Consider the following 20,791-nt stretch of genomic DNA (forward strand, 5'->3'; position numbering starts at 1 on the left):
CACGGTCCGCTTCCGGTTCCCAGAAGGAGATCCCCCATGTCCGTCCGCATCCTCGCTCTCGTCGGCAGCCTCCGCGCCGGTTCGCACAACCGCCAGCTCGCCGAAGCCGCCGTGAAGCACGCCCCCGAAGGTGTCGAGATCACGCTCTACGAGGGCCTGGCGGAGGTCCCCTTCTACAACGAGGACATCGACGTCGAGGGCGCGCTGCCCGAGGCCGCCGCACGCCTGCGGACCACCGCCGCGGCGAGCGACGCGCTCCTGCTCTTCTCTCCCGAGTACAACGGCACCATCCCGGCCGTCCTCAAGAACGCCATCGACTGGATGTCCCGCCCCTACGGCGCCGGGGCCCTGGTCGGAAAGCCGGTCGCCGTGGTCGGCACCTCCCTGGGCCAGTACGGCGGAGTCTGGGCGCAGGACGAGGCCCGCAAGGCCGCGGGCATCGCCGGCGCCTCGGTCCTCGACGACGCCAAGCTCTCCATCCCGGGCTCCGTGAACCGCTTCGCCGAGACCCACCCGGCCGACGACTCCGAGGTCGTCGAGGGCCTGACCCGGGTCGTCCGGCAGCTCACCGAGGCCGGCGCCGCGGCCTGACCAATCCACGCCGGGACCCCGCGGGCCGTTGCCCGCGGGGTCCTGTGTTCCCCGCGACCCCGCGGCCCCGCGTCACCCGAAGGCGAGGCGCATGGCCGGGCCGTCGGCGTGATCGACAAGGACGGCGGCCCGCGCCGCGCATTCGTGCCCGCCCGCGCACCGAGCCCCTCGGACCTCGCGCTCCTGCACCGCGAGGCGCTGCGCGTCCCGCGGCCCGGCACGACAGCGCGTATCCCGACGCGTATACCGACGGTGTGTGGCCGCGGGAGGTCCGGTCCCCCTGGGCGGGCCTGCTCGCCCTGGTCCGGGAGGCGATGACGGCCGGACGCGCTCAGGGAGGGACGACCCCGGAACGGGATCGACATCGACGCACGGGACGACGCGTGGTTCGGCCTGCTGCTCGACCTGGCCCCGTACACGATCCACGCCGAGGGCCGGTGCGGAGGACGGACGGTGTTCACCGCCGACGATCCGGGAGACCTGTGCAGCGCCGTCACGCGGGCACAGGAGGCGGAACTCCTGGCGCGGATCGCGGCGCCCGGGATCCCGGAAGCCGCGCTCGCGGCGCGGGGGCGCCGACGGCGGTGCGGGCGGGCCGTGAACGGCCCGCCCGCACCGGTGGGGATGTGTGACGCCCTCCGTCAGCGCAGGCCGAAGGCCCGGCTCACGGTCTGGGTGACCGCGTTGCCCGCGGAGTCGTGCGCACGCGCACGCAGCGAGACGAAACGCGCCTGCTTCGGGGCGGACAGCTTGAAGCGGCCGTCGTGCCCGCAGGCGGTCTTCCGCCAGGTGCGTCCATCGTCGTAGGACACCTCCAGCGAGACGGCCGAGAGTGCGCCCGCACCCACCGCGCCCGGGAGGTGCGCGGCCGTCACGGACAGCGTGCCGTTGCGGGCGGCCCTGCCCTCCGCGTCCGTGGCGACGCCGTAGTCGATCTGCGGCAGCGGCAGCACCGCGGCGTCGTCGCCCGACGGCGCCTTGGACGTGAACTGCCACTCGGTGTGCGTGGCGGAGGAGTAGGGGCTCACCGACGCGTCACGGCTCGCGTCCAGCACCAGGCGGTAGGGCAGCTTGCCCGCGGCGGGGGCGGTGCCCCCCATGCTGGTGTTGGTGCTGCTCTGCCCGAGGCGCGTGCCGCCCTGGTAGAGCGTCAGAGCCTGCTTCGTGCGGTCGTAGTCCATCGACATGCCGACGTGGTCCGCGCCGCCCCAGGCGGGGATGTCGAAGGCCAGCCAGCTCCCGCTGCGGGTGGGCAGCTTGTAGTTGTTGTTGAGGTACGGCCGCTCGACCGGCTTGAACCACTCCTGGCTGTGCCGGCTGCCCGCCCGGTACGTGGCGCGCGGCTCGATCTCGTAGATCAGGCCGTCGACGTACGCCTCCTGGCCCCAGGAGTACCCGGGCCCGGTGGAGACCCAGTCGACCCGCCGGGAGTTCACCGGCTCCCGCATCGTCAGGCCGAGGCCCCAGTTGGAGTACACGGGCCAGTCGAAGCGGAACTCGCCGCCGCCCTGGGCCGGGTCGGGACTGTCGAAGGTGACGTCCACCCGGGCCAGGTTCTTCGTGCCGCCCTCGACGACCAGGTTGCCGGGGATCTCGTTGTGCCACGTCCACATGAGGTCGTAGACGTACGGGCTGACCGGCTGCGAGCCGACCTTCAGCACGGCGCCCCGAGCCGCCGCGCGGCGCATGAGCCGCTCGCCCTCGTCGGTGCTCAGCAGCGCGACGTCGATGGCGGCGGGCGGGAGGAAGGGGTCGCCGGTGTAGCTCCGCAACTGGCGTCCCGGCTGGTCGTTCACGACCAGCAGGAGCCTGGCCCCCGCCGCGACCGCCGCCGCGGCCTGCTCGGCGTCGCCCACGTTCCCGTTGCGGCGCACGACCACGGCCTTGCCGCGGGCGGAAAGGCCGGTGTAGTCCGCGCTCGCGCCGTCACCGGCGGCCACCAGGGGGAACGAGTACGTGCCCTCGGGGAGTGCGGTGACGTCCTCCTGCCGCAGGACGTCCGTGAACTCGTCGCCGCCGGTCGTCACGGACAGCGCGGGCTGCTCCTTGCGCCAGCGGGCGCCGAGGTGGAAGTCGCCGTGGGTGACCTTGTGCGTGGTGGGCTGCGCCCAGAGGCTGTCGTAGCTGGTCTGGGTCTCCATGTAGTCGCGCCAGCGGCCGCCGCCCATCGCCCGGTTGTACTCCAGGCGCTGATAGGTCGCCTCGGCCGGCTGCGGTGTCGTCATCTCGACCCGCGTGACCTTCGTCGCGTCGAGCGTCACCGTCCGGTCGCGGTCCATGACGACCTCGGGGTCGCCGAGGAGCGCCATGCCCATCGAGTGCGGGCCGTGCACGCCGCGTACGTCCTTGAAGGACAGCACCGAGTAGACGTCGTTCGGGAGCCAGGCCTCCAGCCGACCGGTCGCGTCGGCGATGTAGAACTCCGGCTCGAAGTTCCCGGAGCGCAGCACCTGGACGACCCCGGACATCGGCTTGCCGTCACCGTCTTTGAGGACCATCGTCAGCTTGTGGGCGCCGTCGCCCAGCGACACCGCCGTGTGGGTGACCGTCCTGCCGTCCGTGTCGGCCGCGACGACCTGGCCGGACCAGCGGCCGTTGCCCGTCGCCTTCGAGCCGTCGATGGTGACGGTGACGTCGGCGGTGTCGTGCGCCGGCACGACGACCTGGGCCGCGGACAGCGAGAACAGGCCCGCCGGGGCGTTGGGGGCCTCGACGGACAGGGCGAGCGTCACCGGGGCACTCCCGGTGTTGGTGTACGTGACCGGACGCCGGACCGCGGCCGCGCCGCCGCCCGCCTCAGCCTGGCCGGTGAACGCGGTCGCCGAGGCGAACACGTCGGCACCGAGCGCCGACGGGACGTCCACCCGTCCGCTGCCCCCCTGGAACGCGTCGTACTGCGGGGTCCGCTTCGAACTGCTCACCAGCAGGTCCTTCAGCTGGACGCCGGTCAGCCCCGGACGCGCGGCCGCGAGCAGGGCGGCCGCGCCCGCGACGTGCGGGGTGGCCATCGAGGTGCCGCTGAGCGTCTGGTAACTGCCCTCGCCCTCAGGCGCGTACTGCGAGCGGGCGGCGAGCACGTCCACGCCAGGGGCGGTGATCTCCGGCTTGAGCCCGCCGTCGCCGGCCCGCGGTCCCTGGCTGGAGAACCAGGCCACGTCGTCGGAGGAGTCGACGGCGCCCACGGTCAGGGCGGAGTCGGCCGCGCCCGGTCCGCCGATGCTTCCCGGCGCGCCCGCGTTGCCCGCGGCGATCACGAACAGCGCGCCGGTCTGCGCGCTCAGCCGGTCGACGGCCGCGCTGAGGGGGTCCGTGCCGTCGGACGGCGTGCCGGAGCCCAGGCTCATGCTCACGATGTCCGCGTCCTGCTCCACCGCGGCCCACTCCATGCCGGCCAGTACCCAGGAGTCCTGACCGGAGCCGGTGTCGGCCAGTACCTTGCCGACGTGCAGGTCCGCGCCGGGGGCGACGCCCTTCTCCCTGCCGTCCGAGGCGGCCCCGGTGCCGGCGATGGTGGACGCGACGTGGGTGCCGTGCCCGTTGCGGTCCGTCACGTCCTCGTCCGGGACGAAGCTCCGCGAGGCCGCGATCCGGCCCGCCAGGTCGGGGTGCCCGGTGTCGACGCCGGTGTCGAGGACGGCGACGTCGACGCCCTTGCCGGTGTCGCCGGCCGACCACGCCTGCGGGGCGCCGATCTGGGCGGTGGTGTCGGCGAGATCGGCCTCGACCTTGCCGTCGAGCCAGATGTGGGCGATGCCGGAGGCGAAGGACGGGGCGGCGCCCGCCTTGGCGGTCCGCGCTGCGGCCCCGGACGCGGAGGTGACGGACCGCCAGAAGTCGCCGGAGAGGTCCCGGTCCTCGGTGAGGGCGGCGCCCTGGACGCCGCTGAGGTCCCTGACCCGGGTGGCGCCCTGGGGCGTCGTGGAACGCAGGCCCGCGGAGGCGCTGTCGTAGGAGACGATCAGCGGCAGGTGGTCGCGGTGGGCGTCGTCGTAGCCGTCCGCGACGAGCTTGCTGATGTTGAACAGACGCCGGTCCAGTGTGCCCGCAGCCACATAGGGGAGGGCCGACTCGGGATAGACGTAAAGGTCGCCGCGCGACTCCATGATGTGCGCGCGGGCCTTGCCGCCGTCGGCTCCGCGCAACTCGACGGTGCCTCCGGCGGCTCCGGACTGCCGGGTGATAACGATGTCGCCGGTGATCAGGGTGACCGTGTGAACGCCCGGCGGGACGTTGCTCCGTGGCGCCGGGGCGTCGGACCCGCTGCTCGCGGGCGTGGCTGCGTGGGCCGCGGAGAGCGCGGCGGGCTGTGCCAATGACAGGAGGGCGGCGCCGGCGGCGGCGAACACGCCCCAGCGTCCTGGTGATGGTCTCAAGGGATTCCCTGGCAGTTCCGTCGGGCCGGGTCGGCCCGGAAACGGTTAGGACCGCCCCGGTGGGGGCGGTGGCATCCTGGCCCCAAAACCGTCGGCGGAGGCCGTGCGTGCACGGTGATCTTCGCCACGTCCGCTGTCCCTCCCGTGGGTTTGGGGCCGTCAGTCACGTTGCCGCATGGGGGAGTTGCCCGTCGCACCAGTGGCGCGGCACACGGCTCCGCCTGGCCCGCGCGGGGCGCGAGCGGTTCGCCGCGGCCGCTCCGGCGTCGCGCTGCGCCGCCCGGCGGCACCCGCACTGCTAGAAAGGGAAAAAACTCGCATACAGGGCAAAGAGGAAAGGGGGCCGGCGTGGACTACGCCGCGTCCTTCGGAGCCGGCCTGGTCGTCGGCATCATGTACGGCCTGCTCAGGGTGCCTTCCCCCGCGCCGCCGTTCGTCTGCCTCGTCGGCCTGGCGGGCATCCTCGTCGGATACACCGTGCCGGAGTGGATCGCGTGAGGACGCTCCTGTCCCGGTGCCTCCTCGCCTTCTCCGTGGGAGCCCTGGCGGGTGTCCTGTACTGGCTGATGGGCGTTCTGGCGCCGGCCCCGCCGTGGATCTCGCTCGTCGGTCTGCTCGGCATCCTCGCCGGTGAGGTGGCCACCCGGCACCTGCTGGCGCGCCGGAACCGGCCCGCCGACCCGCCGGAGGGGGCGCCCCCGGCCACTTCCTGAGGGGCGCTCCCCGGTCCGGACCCAGCCGCGTCGTCCGGGCCCACCACCAGTGGAGGGCGTCCGGCGGGCCTGCCGAGGCGTCCGCGAGTGGCTCACCGGTGATCTGCCGGAGCCGGCCGAGCCGGCCGGGCCATCCCACCCGGCCAGGCCATCCCACCCGGCCAGGCCATCCCCCACCCGGCCCGCCGGCGCCCCACCTCCCGATAATCCGTTGCCCCCGGCCGACACACGGGTGATCATCGCCGGATGCTCACCACCCCGCCCGACGGTCGCGCCGGAATCGACGCCTCACTGGTCACGCGCCTCCTCGCGGCGCAGTTCCCGCAGTGGGGCCACCTGCCCGTCACCCCGGTGGCGGCCGACGGCTGGGACAACCGCACCTACCGCCTCGGTCACGCCATGACCGTCCGCCTGCCCACCGCCGAGGGGTACGTCCCCGCGGTCGCCAAGGAGAACGAGTGGCTGCCGCGCCTGGCGCCCTCGCTCCCCGTGGCCGTCCCGTCCGTCCTCGCCATGGGCGTGCCGGGCGAGGGCTACCCCTACCCCTGGTCCGTACGCGGGTGGCTGCCCGGGGAGACGGCGGCCCCCGAACGCGTCGCCGACCTCCGCCGGTTCGCCGGCGCCGTCGGCGAGTTCCTGCTCGCCCTCCAGAGCTGCGATCCCACCGGAGGGCCGGCCGCCGGCCCGCACAGCTGGTACCGAGGCGCGTCGCCCGCCCACTACGACGAGGAGACCCGCCGCTGCCTGACCCTCCTCGAAGGCCATGTCGACACCACCCGCGCCCGCGCCGTCTGGGACGCCGCCCTCGCCGCCCGATGGCACGGCCGACCCGTCTGGTTCCACGGCGACATCGCCTCCGGCAACCTCCTCGTCCACGGCGGCGAACTCACCGCCGTCATCGACTTCGGCACCTCCGGCGTCGGCGACCCCGCCTGCGATCTGGTCATCGCCTGGACCATGTTCTCCGGCGACAGCCGCGAGGCGTTCCGCCGCACCGTCCGCCAGGACGCAGCCACCTGGGCCCGCGCCCGCGGCTGGGCCCTGTGGAAGTCCCTGCTGGTGCTCTCCGGTTCCCTCACCACCGACCCGGCCCGCGCCGAGACCGAGCGGCGGATCATCGCCGAAGTCCTCGACGACCACGACCGGTTCGCCCGGGAGGGCGAGGGCGCGGCGGGGTGAGCGTGTCCCCGCCCGGCGCGGGGCCGGCCGGCCCCCGGCGCTCCGGCTCACCCGGGTGGCCGGCGCAGTACGAGCACGGCGCGTCCCTCGGCGTCGAAGCGGTCCACCGAGGCCCACCCCTCGACGAGGGCGCCGATCTCGTCCTCGTCCAGGGCGATGCGCCTCCGCTCTTCGGGGGTGTTCACGGCCAGGGGCGTGATCACCACCATGGCGCCCCCGGGGCGGAGACGGGCGGCGAGCCGGCGCAGCACGCGGCTGCGATCACGCAGAACCGCGACCACCAGGCGCAGAGTGATGAGGTCGTAGCCGGATTCGTCCAGTTCGGCGGGGACTTCGCCTTCGATGTCGCCGTGCAACCAGCGCACGCCCTCGACGCCCTGCCCGCGCGCTCCGGCCCGCTCCAGGGCGCTCCCGGCGAAGTCGACCCCGTCCACCGCATAGCCGAGTTCCGCCAGGTGCAGCGCCAACTCGCCCGTGCCGCAACCCACGTCAAGCGCCCGCGACCCGGTCCCGGGCGGAACGTGCTCGGCGAACAGACCGCGTTCCGATGCGGTGAGGCCACGGAAGTCCCGTCCCGCGGCGTAGTGCTCGTCCCATACGGTCCGGCTCGTGGATGCCAACGGATCACTCCTGTCGCGTGGGTGACGGCCCGGCCGGGCAGGCCGCTCCACCGGACTCGACGAGCGGGCCGGCCGAGGCGACGACGGCTGAAACGCCGGTCGGCTCAGCCCGCGCGCTCCGCCGCGCTGCGCTCGACGCAGAACTCGTTGCCCTCCGGGTCGGCGAGCACCACCCAGCCCGTGCCGTCCGGGCGGCGCCGGTCGTCGACCTGCGACGCGCCGAGCAGCAGCAGGCGCTCGACCTCCTCGTCGCGGGTGCGGTCCTGCGGCTGGACGTCCAGGTGCACACGGTTCTTGACGGTCTTGGCGTCCGGCACGGTCACGAAGAGCAGCCCCGGGCCGCCGTCGACCTCGATCAGCACCTCCTCGTCACCGGGATGGTCGTCCTCGTGGAGCGGGCGGTCCAGGACGAGGGACCAGAAGCTCGCCAGACGGTGGGCGTCGGCGCAGTCGATCGTGATGTGGCGCATCGCGGAGGTCATGGGGACGGATTCTTGTGCACGGCGGAGGACCGGGGCAACGCGGTTTGTGTCAGGGGTGCGGGACAGCGTGCAGGTGTTCCCCCGTCCGGTCCCGTGCGCCGGGAGGAAGGAAGCGACAGACGTGAGCGACGACGTCCTGTCGGTCATACCGACCGACCCCCGGTGGCAGCCGGGCCATGACGCGGCGGAGCGTGCCGCCGCCCTGGTCTCCTCGCTGGTACCCCGGGATCCCGACGGTTCCGACGCCGAGATCGAGGTCAGCCGGTACGACACCATCACGCCGGTCGACTGCGGGAGCAACCTCGTGTCCCTCGGCTGCCCTTTGTGCGGCGGCTCCATCGACACGCAGTGGTGGGCCGACCTGCTGGAAGCGTATGCCGACCTGGGCTTCGAGACCCTGGCGGTCGACGTCCCGTGCTGCGGCGGCGCCACCTCGCTGGACGCGCTGCGCCATGACTGGCCGTGCGGCTTCGCACGCTTCGAGATCGCCGTGTGGAACCCCGGACGCGACGGGTTCGCCGAGGACGAACCGGTCGCCCTCGGCGAGGCGCTCGGCCACCCCGTGCGGCAGATCAGGGCGCACATCTGAGGCGCCCGGGCGCCGGACCGTCAGTCCGCGCGGCCCGTCGCGGCGACCGTGACGCCGAGGCCGATCATCGCCAGCCCGCCGGCGCCGCCGATCGCGGAGAGGCGGCGGTCGGAGCGGCCCAGCCACATGCGGGCGGCGGAGGCGGTCAGGCCCCACAGGGTGTCGCTGACGAGGCCGATGCCGATGGGGACGAGGCCCAGGAGCAGCATCTGCGCGGGCAGCGACCCGGCGGAGTGGTCCACGAACTGGGGGAGCACGGCGGCGAAGAAGACGATGCCCTTGGGGTTGGTGACCCCGACCGCGAGGCCGTCGGCGACGGTCCGCAGGTCGCCGCGGGCCGGCCGTTCGGGGCCGTCCATCGCGCCCACCGTGAGCTCCCGGCGGTGCCGGAAGGCCTTCACGCCGAGGAAGACGAGGTAGGCGGCCCCGGCCAGTTTCACGGTGAGGAAGAGCGTCAGGGACCGCTCGAACAGCGAGCCCAGGCCGAACGCCACGGCCACCACCAGCAGGTACGAACCGATGAAGTTGCCCAGCACCGACGCGAGGGCGGTGCGACGGCCGTGCGCCAGGGCGCGGCCGATGACGAAGAGCACGCTGGGCCCCGGGACGACGATGACGAGCAGGGACATCGCCGCGAACGCGAGCAGCCGGTCGGTGGACACCATGGTCCCTCACCTCCGCGGCCATTGAACCAGGTGCCCGGGTTCCCCCGCCGGTCGTGCGGCGACCGGTGGGGGAACCCGGGCGGGCCGGGAGCGTCAGTCCCGGCCCACCGCGGCCTCGCCGTACGGGACCAGCCGGACCGGCCCGACGAGCCCCGTGCGCTGCGAGGCGGCACCGCCGTACACGGACGGGTCGCTGACGCGCAGCCGGTTGATCAGCGGCGTGGCCACCTCGATCTCGATGGTGTTGGTGCCGCGGCGCAGCAGCCCGCCGAGGTCCACCACGGGGTTGATGTGGCTGGTCACCGGAGCCGGACGCCCGTTGACGCTGACCCGGAAGGTGTCGGTCACCTCGCCGAGTTCGAGCACGGCGCCGAACCCGCCGCTCCAGGACTCCTCGAGTTCGACGGTGGTGCGGTAACGGCCGATGCCCGCGGCGTCCGTCAGGTCCGGGACGGCGTTCCACGGAGCCAGGGCGTCGAGGGCGATCCGGTGGCGTACGACCGTGGTGCGGTCCGGGTCGGCGCCTGGACGCCAGTCCTCGGCGTCCAGGGTCCACGAGGTGAGCTCGCGCGGCGCGGGCACCTCCTCGACCACGGTGCCGACCGAACCGCCGCGCGACAGCGCGGTGGTGTAGGTACCGGCCGCGTGGGCGCGCAGGACGAGCCGCCCGTCGTCGAAGCGCACGTCGTCCGCGTCCGTGGCGACGGCGTGCGTCCGGCCGGGCCCGCCGTGGAACCGTCCCGGCGGCGCGAAGGCCACGACCGTCGACTCGGACGGCTGCAGGGCCACCCGGAACGTGAACAGGTCGCCGTCCTGCGCGTACAGCGCCAGCGGCCGGGCCTCACCCGTCCACGGGTCGAGCAGGTACGGCACCGCCCCGGAGCGGGTGCGGCGCACCGTGACGGCGTGGTCGATCGCGGCGACGGGGGGCTTGACGGTCTCGGCGTGCTTGCCGTTGACGAGGTAGAACCAGTCGACGCCCTCGTCGAAGCGGTGCATCGTCAGCAGCGTCGACGGCACGGCGTAGCTGACGTCGGGCGCCAGACCGAGGTCCGCGAGGGCGTTGCCCACCGCCGCCTTGTCCGTGACCTGCCGGACCCGCGGCTGCGCCAGCAGCTCGGCGACGAGGGAGCGGACCTGCCGCAGCCGGGAGTCGTCCGCCACGCCGGGCGTCGTGACCGTCGTCCAGTCGCCGAGCAGGACGATCGGCAGCCCGGCCCGCGTCAGGCGCAGCAGGTGGCGCGCGTCCGCGAGGGTGAGGGTGACCGCGGAGCCGGAGAAGAAGTCGCCCTCGACGAACAGGGCCCGGTAGGCCGGGCCGTCGGGGGCGAGCCGCCCGCCGCGGACCTTCGCCGACGGCAGGTCCAGCAGGGGACCGCTGACGAACTGGTGGGTCCAGCCCAGCGGCACGCCCGTCGAGGTGAACCAGGAGGCGCCGATCCCCGTCGCGGTGTACCCGGTCTGCCGGAAGACGGCGACGTCGATCCGGGAGGTGCCGCGCTGCATCGCGTGGTGCACCCGGGAAAGGTACCCGGACACGTCGCCGACGTGCCGCCAGGTCGGATGCCGCGGTCCCCATGACTCGCCGTAGCCGACGGTGCCGTTGTACGGGGTGAAGGCCGCGTAGCCGGGCCACTTCACCCCGGGCAGCGTGGCGTAGGAGAAGCCGTGCACGACGGTCTGGTTGACACCGGCCGCGTAGGCGCCGCCCATGGTGCGCAGGAACTTCTCCCACGTGGTGCTGTACGCGGAGCCGGTGTAGGCGCCGGACTCGCAGGACAGCACCGTGTGGCCCGCCATGTCCCGGCCGCCGGCCAGGCAGCGGTAGTCGTCGAGGTTCTTGAAGCCCAGCGACTCGCCCTCGGGGACGTCCAGCAGCGCGGCGGACTCGATCGCGTCGGTCTGCAGCCCGTACGGCTGGGCGCGCATCCCCAGGCCCAGCGTGTGCGCCCAGTCGCGGAGCGCCGTGAGGTGGTGGGTGTTGTACAGGTCGCTGACGGTGTCCCAGAAGTCGTGGCGTATCTGGCGGGTCGCGACGGCGTCGTAGGCGTAGACCTGGTTGCCACCGCTCATCGCGATCACCGGCAGGACGGGCAGCAGCGGGTAGCCGTTGCGCTTCTCGAAGGCGTCGGGGAGCCCCGGGGTCCAGGGCAGCGCCTTGGTCTCGATCTCCAGTGAGTCCTCGAACAGGACGCCGCCGGCGCTCTTGAGGAGTCCCCGGATGTCCTTGGTGAGGAGGTTCCGATCCCAGAAGCGGGTGACCGCCGCGGTGCCCGCCGCGCTGAAGTGGTCCACGACGTACGCGGTCGGCGAGGTGTGCGGGCCGCCCTCGGGGGTCTGGCCGGTGCCGCGCTGCCAGAAGGCGGTCAGCACCCAGTCGCCCTCGGCCGGGGAGGTCCAGTCCACGGCGCCGTCGACGACCTGAGCGGTGAGGTCCCGAACGCTCGCCCGGTCCAGGCCGGTCTCCTTGCGGGTGGCGTTCCCGGGGGCGATCCGGGTGGCCAGCACGCCCAGCAGCCGCTGCCGGGTCACCCCGGAGGCGGGGGCCGCGGAGGGCGGCGGCACGGGGCCCGAGTAGGCGGCGCCGGCGGCCACGGTCACGGCGCCGAGGGCGAGTTCCTGCACCGCGGCCTCGCTGTCGGGGGTGATCCCGGGAACGGCGGCGGGCCAACTGGGGCCGACGGTGAGGTCGATGGTGATGCCGCGGCGGCGGGCCTGGTCCAGGGCCGCGCGGACGCCGGCGACCCAGGCGGGGCTGCCCCAGCCGTGGTGCTCGGTGTCCAGGACGGAGGTGTCCTTCACGCTGTGGTGGACGGCCGCGATCTCGGCGCCGCCGAACCCGGCGTCGGCGATCTGGTCGACCTCGCGTCTGATCTCGTCGGGGTCCACCAGCCCGTCCGGCCACCACCAGCGGAACTTGGGCCGCACCGCGCCGCCCGGCTCGGCGAAGGAGCCTGGCGCACCGCCCGCGCCCGCGGCCCCGGTTGCGGTCGGCGCCTCGGCGGCGGCGGGCAGCGCGGGGGCCAGGGCCGCCGCGGTGCCCGCGACGGCGGTGGCGATGAGGAGGCTGCGGCGGGAAACCCCGCCGCCCTCGGGGCGGTTGCTGTCGTCGTGCATGGTTCCGTGGCTCCCCGGAGTGAGAGGTGGAGGTGCTTTTTCACCTCGGAGTGATCAGTGCCGAGGTGAACGTGCTGATGTATTGAACCGTTTCAATCCCCGCGGAGGCTACGCGAGTTCCCGGGCGGGGGCAAGGTCCCGGCGGACACGAACCCCGACGGGCGTGGTGGGGGCGGGGCTCGCGGCGTCAGGGGGTGGGGGTCCCGGCGGCCTGCGCCAAGGCGTCGCGGCACGGGTGTGCCATGAGATGAGAACGTTTCACAGAGGGGTCTCCCCGGACGGCGTCCACTGCCGTCCGGAAGGGGCGGCGCGATCCGTCACCCGGCCGGCTCCGCCGGAATCCGGGGCGCTCGGCGGCCGTTTCCCGCGGTTCCACCGTATAGCGCACGGGGGGCCTTGCGGCAAGGCCCCCATAAGGGATGAAAATCGCTCCTCGCGCGCCGACGGAACGGCGCGGGACGGGAGCGAGATGCGTTTTCTGTTGTCCACGATCGGGACACGTGGAGAAGTCCAGCCGCTGATGGCGCTGGCGGTGGAACTGAAGGCCATGGGGCACGGCGCGGTGGTGTGCGCGCCCCCCGATTTCCGCGAATGGGCCGGGTCCCTGGGAATCACGTACGTACCCGTCGGGCCCGAACTCCGCGGGACGGCGAAGCGGAGTGCCGAAGCGATCCCGACACCGGACCAACGCCGTCGGATGATCGAGGGCACGGTCGCCGCGCAGTTCGAGGCCGTGAGCGCGGCCGCCGAGGGCTGCGACGGCGTCGTGGCGGGCGGCGCACTCGCCGTCGCCGCCCGATCGGTGGCCGAACAGCGGGGGATCCGCTACGTCTATGCCGCCTTCGCCCCGGTCACCCTGCCGTCCGCGCACCACGCGCCGCCGGTCTTCGGCATGCTCGGGCAGGAGCCCGCGGAGGGGGACGAAGGCAACCGCGCGCTGTGGGCCGAGGACGCCGCCCGCTGGGACGCCCTGTGGGCCGCGCCCCTCAACGCACGCCGCGCCGCCGCCGGACTTCCGCCGGTGCGGGACGTACGCGCCCACATCTTCACGGCCTCCCCATGGCTGGCAGCGGACCCGGCGCTGGCGCCCTGGCCAGAGCCCTCCGCCTCGTTCGACGTCCTCCAGACGGGCGCCTGGCTGCTGCCGGACGAGCGTCCGCTGTCCCCCGAGGCGGAGGCGTTCCTGGACGCCGGGGAGCCACCCGTCTACTGCGGCTTCGGCAGCATGCGCGCACCGGACGGCGTCGCCAGGACGGTGGTCGGCGCCGCCCGCGCGCTCGGACGGCGCGTCATCCTGTCGCGGGGCTGGGCCGGTCTGGAGGCTTTGGACGACGGATCCGACTGCCTGACGATCGGCGAGGTGAACCAGCGGGCGCTCTTCCCGCGCGTCGCGGCCGTGATGCACCACGGCGGCGCCGGCACGACCACCGCGGCCACCGCCGCGGGGACGCCCCAGGTCGTCCTCCCGCAGATGTTCGACCAGTTCTACTTCGCCGATCGGGTGTCCCGGCTCGGCATCGGCAGCGCCCACCCCGCAGGCACCCCCGACGCGGAATCCCTGCACGCGGCCCTGAACGCCGCCCTTGCCCCCGAAGTGGCGGTCCGGGCCCGGTCCGTCGCCGCTGCGGTCCGCACGGACGGCGCGCGGACCGCCGCCCGGCGCCTGGTCGAGGCGGTGTAGCGGGGCGTCTCGCGGAGCCTCCGCGGCCGGGATGTCGCCGACGGCATGGTCCTCGCCCGCCCTCGCCCGCCCCTCGCGCGGGCGAGGGCGGTGCCCCGTGCCGCCTACTGACCGACGGTGAAGATCACGGCTCGGCCCTCCCGGGCCGCCGCACCGTGGAACTGCTTCAGCCCGGGCAGGAACGCCTGCGTGCAGGCGATGTCCTCCGCGTCTGCCGTGCCCTGACAGGCGTCGAAGGTGAGCGTGGCGTAGTGCTCGCGCAGCCACTCGCCGTCCAATGGCTCCAGGGCGTCGGCGACCGCGGGAACCTGCTCCGCGGTGACGTGGCAGACGATGTAGCCGCCACTCTCGTGGAGCGGTACCCCGCCGAGGACGGCGTGCGACAGGGGGAAGTCGCCGTTGCCGAAGGCCGGCTCGCCTTCGTGAGGCACCGGTGCGGCGCGTCCCAGAACGAGTCGAGTTCGCAGAGGCGGTCCGTGTCCCGGCGCTCCTCGATCTCCGCGGCGACACCGATGAGCGCGTCGCCGTCCTCGCAGGCCAGGATGCGTGCTGAGTCGGTGGCGTCCAAGGCGAAGAGAACGGCGCGAGTCCCCATCGTTCTCTCCCCGCCGAGGTCCGGATGCGGTGCCGCGCGATCCCACCACACGGCGGTGCGGGCTCGCGCTACGTTCGGGGCCATGCGGATCACGAAGTACACCCACGCCTGCGTGCGCATCGAGCACGAGGGGCGCGTGCTCGTCATCGATCCCGGGACGTGGAGCGAACCGGCCGCGCTGACCGGGGCGGACGCCGTGCTGGTCACGCACGAGCACACCGACCACGTCGACGTCCTCCGCCTGGCCGGTCTCGGCGTGCCGGTCCACGCCCCCGCCGGGGCGGACATCCCGCGGCTGGAGACGAGCCGGGTCACCGCCGGCTCGGAGTTCACCGCCGCGGGCTTCCGCGTCCGCGCGGTGGGCGGCCGCCACGCGCCCGTCCACGCCGGCCGGCCGGACTGCGCGAACCTCGGCTACGTCGTCGAGGACGCCGTCTACCACCCCGGTGACGCGCTGCACCTGCCCGGGCTGCCGGTCGAGACGCTGATGGTCCCGCTCCAGGCCTCCTGGCTGAAGACGGCCGAGGCGATCGACTTCGTCAACGCGGTCGCCCCGCGGCGGGCGTTCGGTATCCACGACGGCCAGATGAACGAACGCGGTCTGAGCAGTGTCAACGGCTGGCTCGCTGAAGGGACCGACCACGGCTACCGGTACCTGCGGACCGGCCGATCGCTCTGACCCCGTGTGGGCGGCGACGAGCGGGTCGCCCACGCACGGCCCACGGGTGAACGGCGTTCGCCGGGACGCGGTAGGAGCGGGCCGGGCGCACTACGATCGCGCGATGGCTGATGACACCTTCCTCGCCCACGGTCCCCGGGTGGCCATCCGGCGGATCACCGTACGGGACCACGCGGAGATCGACGCGCTCGCCCGGGCCAGCGCCGCACTGCACGCGCCCTGGGTGCCCCGGTGGGAGCACACCCCCGAGTCCTTCGCCGCCTACGTGGAGCGCTTCGACCATCCGACGCACAAGGGCTTCGTGATCTGCCTCCACGAGACGGGCGCCGTCGTCGGCGGGGTCAACATCAACAACATCGTCAGGGGCACCATTCAGAGTGGCTCCCTGGGCTACGCCGCGTACGCGCCGACCACGGGCCGCGGCTACATGACGGAGGGGCTCCGGCTGGTGATGGCGTACGCCTTCGACGACCTGGGCCTGCACCGGCTGGAGGCGAACATCCAGCCCGCGAACGTCGCGTCGATCAGGCTGGTGGAGCGGCTGGGCTTCGAGCGCGAGGGGTACTCGCCGCGCTTCCAGTACCTGGACGGCGCCTGGCGAGGTCACGAACGGTGGGCCGTGACCGCGGAGATGGCGCTCGGAGACCCCCGCGACGGCGAGTGAGGCGGCACCCCGCGTGCCGGACGGGACGGGCGGGCCGCGGTGTTAGCGTCCCGGCCATGGACGACAGCGTTTACGTGGGCAATGCCGGTGAGGACGCGCCGCTCGACCGGGGCTGGCTGCTGGGGCACTTCAAGGAGGCCGGGGACCCCCGGCACAGTGACGCCGTGGAGATCAAGTGGGGCGTCCACCCGGCGGGGGACGAGCGCGGCGAGTGGGTGCGGGGCGAGGAGCGCACCGCGCTGCAGGTCCTCGTCAGCGGGCGCTTCCGCGTCGAGTTCCCGGGGCGGTCGGTGGTGCTGGCCCGTCAGGGGGACTACGTCGTGTGGGGCAAGGGCGTGGACCACTCGTGGGTGGCGGAGGAGGACTCGACGGTGCTGACCGTCCGCTGGCCGTCCGTGGCCGGGTACGCGGTCCCGGACGCCGGGGAGGCGTAGGGCCTCCTCGCATCCGCGGAATTCGTCTGCGGGCTCGCCCCGGTGCCCCGCACGTGGCTTCGATCCACCGGTGCCGGCGGTCGGCCCGTCGGCTTCTCCCCCGCCCGCCCGGCCCCGCGTTCCCCGTGAGCGCGGGTTCCGTCCTGCCGCGCCGTCGCCAACGGCACCGACCGCGCGACGAGTTGACCTCGGTGACCGGATTCCGGGACCGCCGCTCGGCCTCTTGGGTGTTGGCTCGAAATTTTCGCCTCCGCCGCTGAATTGGACCGCCCGATGCCGGTAGCGGCCTCAGCGGCACCGCACTGATCAGGGAAAACACCCTCAGATCCGCATCATCCGGGCGGTGAGGGGTGTCCGCCACCGTGGCTGAATCCATTCGGTCGTCACTGTCACCTCACTGTTGCCGCACCGTAAATCCGCACGTGGTCGGCACCGCGTGGGACCGCTCCCACGATGCGCAGTCGACCGACTTTCGGACAATGATCTCCGCAGTGATGACAGCGGACGAACATGCTGAAACGATCCACCACGTCGCGCGAGCATCACTCGCACGTCACCTCGCGGAGGCCTCATCGGCCTCCAATGTTCCCGTCCCCAGCGGCCGTTCGCATGGCCGCTCACAAGGAGCTCCACGAGTGACGAACCATCCCGCTGTCACGGGTGCCAGTTCACCGCCGAATCCCTCTCCCAGCCGACGTGCGCACGGCGCACGCGGCCGTGTCGCGGCGACCGCCGCTGTCACGCTCGCCGCACTGCTGACCCCCCTCCTCCCCGCCACCGGCGCCGTCGCCGCGTCCGACGGGGACGGCACGGCGCCGCGCAGGATCGTGGCGGAATCCCGTCCCGAAGCGCGCGCCGTCGCCCTGTCCGCCGCGCAGCGCAAGCAGTTGCTCAAGGCAGCGTCCGACGGACGCGCCACCACCGCCCGCGCTCTTCGGCTGGGCGGCAAGGAGGCGCTGATACCCAAGGACGTCATCAAGGACGCCGACGGCACGGTGCACACGCGCTACGAGCGCACCTACGCCGGACTCCCCGTCATCGGCGGCGACCTGGTGGTCCACGAGCGGGCGGGTGGTCGCACCGTCAGCAAGGCGTCCTCCGCGCCGGTCGAGGTGCCGAGCACCAAGGCCGCGATCAGCGCCGCGAAGGCCGAGAAGTCCGCCCTCGCCGCGGCCAGGGGCGAGCGGACCAAGGCCCCGGCCGCCGACGGCGCCCCCCGCCTGGTCGTCTTCCTCGCGGACGGCAAGCCGACCCTCGCCTGGCAGTCCTTCGTCAGCGGGACCCAGAAGGACGGGACCCCGAGCCGGCTGAACGTCGTCACCGACGCCACGACCGGCAGGGAACTGCAGAGCGTCGAGGAGATCCGCGCCGGCACCGGCAACAGCCAGTACAGCGGGCAGATTCAGCTCGGCACCGTGAACAACGGCGGCGTCTTCGAGATGACCGACCCGGAGCGCGGCGGGCACAAGACGTACGACCTGACCGGTGTCGGCGGCATCGGCAACCTGCTGACCGACGACGACGACGTCTGGGGCGACGGCACGATCGCCGACCGCCAGACCGCGGCCGTGGACGCCGCCTACGGCCAGCGCGAGACCTGGGACTTCTACAAGGAGCGCTTCGGCCGCAACGGCATCGCCGACAACGGCGCCGGAGCCTTCTCCCGCGTCCACTACGGCGACAACTACGCCAACGCCTTCTGGGACGACGGCTGCTTCTGCATGACGTACGGCGACGGCCGCGGCAACGCGCACCCGCTCACCGAACTCGACATCGCCGCCCACGAGATGACGCACGGCGTGACCTACGCCACCGCCAACCTCACGTACGAGAAGGAGTCCGGCGGCCTCAACGAGGCGACCAGCGACATCATGGCCACGGCCGTGGAGTTCTTCGCCGACAACCCCGCCGACGTCCCCGACTACATGCTGGGCGAGCTCGCCGACGTCCGGGGCACCGGCAAGCCGCTGCGCTACATGGACCAGCCGTCCAAGGACGCCGACCCCGTCAAGGGCACGTCACTTGACTACTGGACGCCGGACCTGAAGAAGGAGGACGTCCACCACAGCTCGGGTCCGGCGAACCACTTCTTCTACCTGCTCTCCGAGGGCAGCGGCAAGAAGACGATCAACGGCATCGCCTACGACAGCCCCACCTACGACGGCCTGCCGGTCGCCGGCATCGGGCAGCACAACGCGATCGACATCTGGTACCGGGCGCTGACCACGTACATGACCAGCAGCACCGACTACGCCGGCGCCCGCACCGCCACCCTCCAGGCGGCCGCCGACCTGTTCGGGCAGGGCAGCGACACCTACGAGGCCGTGGGCAACGCCTGGGCGGCGGTCAACGTCGGCGCCCGCTACGTCAACCACATCGCCATCGTGACGCCCTCCACCCGCCCCGTGGCCGTCGGACAGCCGATGACCCGTCAGATCGAGGCGGTGGGCTCCAGCCCCGGTCGGCTGGCCTACTCCGCGCAGCAGCTGCCCAAGGGCCTGTCGATCGACGCGCGCACCGGCCTGATCAGCGGCACGCCGAAGAAGGCCGGCACCTACAAGACGGCCATCACCGTCGAGAACACCGAGCAGCGCAAGGCCAAGCGCACGGTGCGCTTCGACTGGCCCGTCCTCGCCTCCGGCGGGCGCTTCTTCGTCAACCCCGACCGCTACGACATCCCCAACTGGAAGACGATCGAGTCGCCGCTGATCGTGACCGGCCGCAAGGGCAACGCACCCAGCGACCTCAAGGTGACGATCGACCTCGTCCACCCGTGGGTCGGCGGCCAGATCGTCACCCTGGTGAGCGAGAACGGCACGGAGATCCCGGTGAAGCCCTGGTACTGGGACACCGGTGAGGGCGCGGTGCACGCCACGTACACCGTGGACGCCTCGGCGGTCCCCGCCAACGGCACCTGGAAGCTGCGGGTCACCGACAACACCCCCGGCATCTTCACCGTCGACCCCGGCTACCTGGACCGCTGGAGCCTGACCTTCTGACCCTCCACCCCCGGCGCGGCCGGTGCCGATCCGGCACCGGCCGCGCCGCCGTCTTGCCCTCGTGCCCCGCCGCCACGCGGGGGCGAGGGCCGTGCGCCGGAGCTGACGGGTGATCAGGAAAGATTCCGCCCGGGTGTGCCGGGCAGCGGGTGGGCGGGCGCGTCGACCGCGGTGATCACCACCCGCAGCCCGTCGGTGCGCAGCGTGTCGACGGTCCGTTCGGCGGCGCCCGCTCCGCCGTGCGAGCACGTCGCCGGACCGCGGCCCCACCGATCCCGCCGGAGCCTTCCGCGGGCCCGGCGCGGCCGGCCGACCCTGCCCGCGCCGGGTGTGGGCACCCTCGCCGGGCGTGCGGACGCGGCGCGGGCGGACCGGGCGGGAGAGGCTGCCGCAGCGCCCCCGGCGCCCAGGGGCCCCGGTACCGTCCCGGAGCGTCGATAATCGATGTATGAGTCAGCGGAACGCTTCGAACACCACGCTGGGTGACTTCCTGCGGGCGTGCCGTGCCCGGGTGAACCCCGGGGACGTGGGCCTGCCGGACGACGGGCGGCACCGCCGGGTCCCGGGCCTCCGGCGGGAGGAGCTGGCGCAGCTGGCGAACGTGAGCGTGGACTATGTGGTGCGCCTGGAGCAGGGCCGCACGGTGCACGTCTCGACGGCGGTGCTGGAGTCGCTCGCGCGGGCGCTGCGGCTGCGCCCCGACGAGCGCGCCTACCTGCTGCGGGTCGCCGCGGCCGGCGCCGCACCGCTCGCCTCCGCGCCCGGCCGCATCCGGCCGCAGACGCAGACCCTGCTCGACGGTCTGCAGGAGTACCCGGCCCTGGTGCTGAGCCACCGGCTGGACGTCCTGGGCTGGAACGCCCTGGGAGCGGCGCTGCTCACCGACTTCTCGGCCGTCCCCGAACCGCAGCGCAACCTGGTGCGCATGGCGTTCCTGGACCCCGCCTTCCGCGAGCTGTACGTCGACTGGCGAACCGTCGCCCGCGAGTGCGTCGCGTACCTGCGCATGGGCACGGCGCGCGACCCGCAGGACCCGCGGCTGGGGGCGCTGGTGAAGGAACTCGCGGACGCCGACGCCGACTTCCGCCGCTGGTGGTCCGACCACCGGGTGCGGACCCGGGCGGCCGGCGAGAAGACCTTCCGGCACCCGGTGGCCGGCACGATGACGCTGGACTTCCAGAGCCTCGTCGTGGGCGACGACCCGGACCAGACGGTGTTCGTCTACACCGCGCAGCCCGGAACCCCGGCCCACGAGGCGCTGCGCTTCCTGGCCACGTGGTCGGCGAGCCCCGCTGCCGTGCGACCGTGACCGGATCCGGCTGGTACTGCCGGTCCCAGGCAGGCGTCTCCTACGGTTGATCCTTCTCTGGTCCGTCCCCCACCGGATGCGGACGCTGGGACACGTCGACA

At 73.4% G+C, this 20,791-nt stretch carries 17 protein-coding genes; 11 read left to right on the forward strand and 6 right to left on the reverse strand.

The window, feature by feature from the left end:
• Window positions 1–36: 36 nt before the first annotated feature.
• Entirely contained in the window at window positions 37–591 is a 555-nt protein-coding gene (locus B085_RS0137310; protein ID WP_018563698.1) for an NAD(P)H-dependent oxidoreductase, read from the forward strand.
• Between the two features lie 641 nt (window positions 592–1,232).
• On the opposite strand, the gene B085_RS0137315 is transcribed toward B085_RS0137310, so the two are convergent.
• A complete protein-coding gene (locus B085_RS0137315; RefSeq protein ID WP_018563699.1) occupies window positions 1,233–4,937 on the reverse strand; it encodes a S8 family serine peptidase in 3,705 nt (1,234 codons plus the stop codon).
• Between the two features lie 375 nt (window positions 4,938–5,312).
• On the opposite strand from B085_RS0137315, the gene B085_RS47865 reads away from it, so the two are divergent.
• The 3 genes from B085_RS47865 (at window position 5,313) to B085_RS0137330 (ending at window position 6,856) form a co-directional block, all read left to right on the forward strand.
• Complete coding sequence (locus B085_RS47865) at window positions 5,313–5,462, forward strand: DUF1427 family protein (protein ID WP_018563700.1); 150 nt, start codon at window positions 5,313–5,315, stop codon at window positions 5,460–5,462.
• Complete coding sequence (locus B085_RS0137325) at window positions 5,459–5,677, forward strand: DUF1427 family protein (protein ID WP_018563701.1); 219 nt, start codon at window positions 5,459–5,461, stop codon at window positions 5,675–5,677. Before B085_RS47865 ends, B085_RS0137325 begins: the two co-directional genes overlap by 4 nt.
• Before the next feature lie 246 nt (window positions 5,678–5,923).
• A complete protein-coding gene (locus B085_RS0137330; RefSeq protein ID WP_018563702.1) occupies window positions 5,924–6,856 on the forward strand; it encodes an aminoglycoside phosphotransferase family protein in 933 nt (310 codons plus the stop codon).
• 47 nt (window positions 6,857–6,903) lie between these two features.
• Here the strand turns inward: B085_RS0137330 and B085_RS0137335 are convergent, their stop codons facing one another.
• Complete coding sequence (locus B085_RS0137335) at window positions 6,904–7,476, reverse strand: class I SAM-dependent methyltransferase (RefSeq protein ID WP_018563703.1); 573 nt, start codon at window positions 7,474–7,476, stop codon at window positions 6,904–6,906.
• Between the two features lie 104 nt (window positions 7,477–7,580).
• Entirely contained in the window at window positions 7,581–7,958 is a 378-nt protein-coding gene (locus tag B085_RS0137340; protein WP_018563704.1) for a VOC family protein, read from the reverse strand.
• 121 nt (window positions 7,959–8,079) lie between these two features.
• Here B085_RS0137340 and B085_RS0137345 point away from each other — a divergent pair, with 121 nt between their 5' ends.
• Window positions 8,080–8,547, forward strand: coding sequence for a hypothetical protein (locus B085_RS0137345; RefSeq protein WP_018563705.1), 468 nt, complete (start codon window positions 8,080–8,082; stop codon window positions 8,545–8,547).
• Window positions 8,548–8,567: 20 nt separating this feature from the next.
• On the opposite strand, the gene B085_RS0137350 is transcribed toward B085_RS0137345, so the two are convergent.
• On the reverse strand, window positions 8,568–9,212 hold the full coding sequence (locus B085_RS0137350; RefSeq protein WP_018563706.1) for a LysE family translocator: 645 nt from the start codon (window positions 9,210–9,212) through the stop codon (window positions 8,568–8,570).
• A 93-nt stretch (window positions 9,213–9,305) separates the two neighbouring features.
• Window positions 9,306–12,329, reverse strand: a complete 3,024-nt coding sequence (locus B085_RS0137355) for a glycosyl hydrolase (RefSeq protein ID WP_018563707.1) — start codon at window positions 12,327–12,329, stop codon at window positions 9,306–9,308.
• Between the two features lie 469 nt (window positions 12,330–12,798).
• On the opposite strand from B085_RS0137355, the gene B085_RS0137360 reads away from it, so the two are divergent.
• Entirely contained in the window at window positions 12,799–14,010 is a 1,212-nt protein-coding gene (locus tag B085_RS0137360) for a glycosyltransferase (RefSeq protein WP_051102265.1), read from the forward strand.
• A gap of 104 nt (window positions 14,011–14,114) precedes the next feature.
• Here the strand turns inward: B085_RS0137360 and B085_RS49845 are convergent, their stop codons facing one another.
• Complete coding sequence (locus B085_RS49845; RefSeq protein ID WP_018563709.1) at window positions 14,115–14,441, reverse strand: DUF1877 family protein; 327 nt, start codon at window positions 14,439–14,441, stop codon at window positions 14,115–14,117.
• 246 nt (window positions 14,442–14,687) lie between these two features.
• Between B085_RS49845 and B085_RS0137370 the strand changes: the two genes are divergently transcribed.
• The 5 genes from B085_RS0137370 (at window position 14,688) to B085_RS0137395 (ending at window position 20,690) form a co-directional block, all read left to right on the forward strand.
• Window positions 14,688–15,284 (forward strand): MBL fold metallo-hydrolase, encoded by a 597-nt coding sequence (locus B085_RS0137370; RefSeq protein WP_018563710.1) that lies wholly within the window; start codon window positions 14,688–14,690, stop codon window positions 15,282–15,284.
• Between the two features lie 103 nt (window positions 15,285–15,387).
• Window positions 15,388–15,948, forward strand: a complete 561-nt coding sequence (locus B085_RS0137375; protein WP_018563711.1) for a GNAT family N-acetyltransferase — start codon at window positions 15,388–15,390, stop codon at window positions 15,946–15,948.
• Window positions 15,949–16,004: 56 nt separating this feature from the next.
• Window positions 16,005–16,382 carry a hypothetical protein gene (locus B085_RS0137380; protein WP_018563712.1) on the forward strand — a complete coding sequence of 126 codons (378 nt, stop codon included), beginning with the start codon at window positions 16,005–16,007 and terminating at the stop codon, window positions 16,380–16,382.
• A gap of 635 nt (window positions 16,383–17,017) precedes the next feature.
• Entirely contained in the window at window positions 17,018–19,381 is a 2,364-nt protein-coding gene (locus B085_RS0137385; RefSeq protein WP_018563713.1) for a M4 family metallopeptidase, read from the forward strand.
• A 448-nt stretch (window positions 19,382–19,829) separates the two neighbouring features.
• Window positions 19,830–20,690 (forward strand): helix-turn-helix transcriptional regulator, encoded by an 861-nt coding sequence (locus B085_RS0137395; protein ID WP_018563715.1) that lies wholly within the window; start codon window positions 19,830–19,832, stop codon window positions 20,688–20,690.
• Window positions 20,691–20,791: the final 101 nt, after the last annotated feature.

This window comes from Streptomyces sp. BoleA5, from assembly GCF_000373665.1.
Classification (GTDB): Bacteria; Actinomycetota; Actinomycetes; order Streptomycetales; family Streptomycetaceae; genus Actinacidiphila.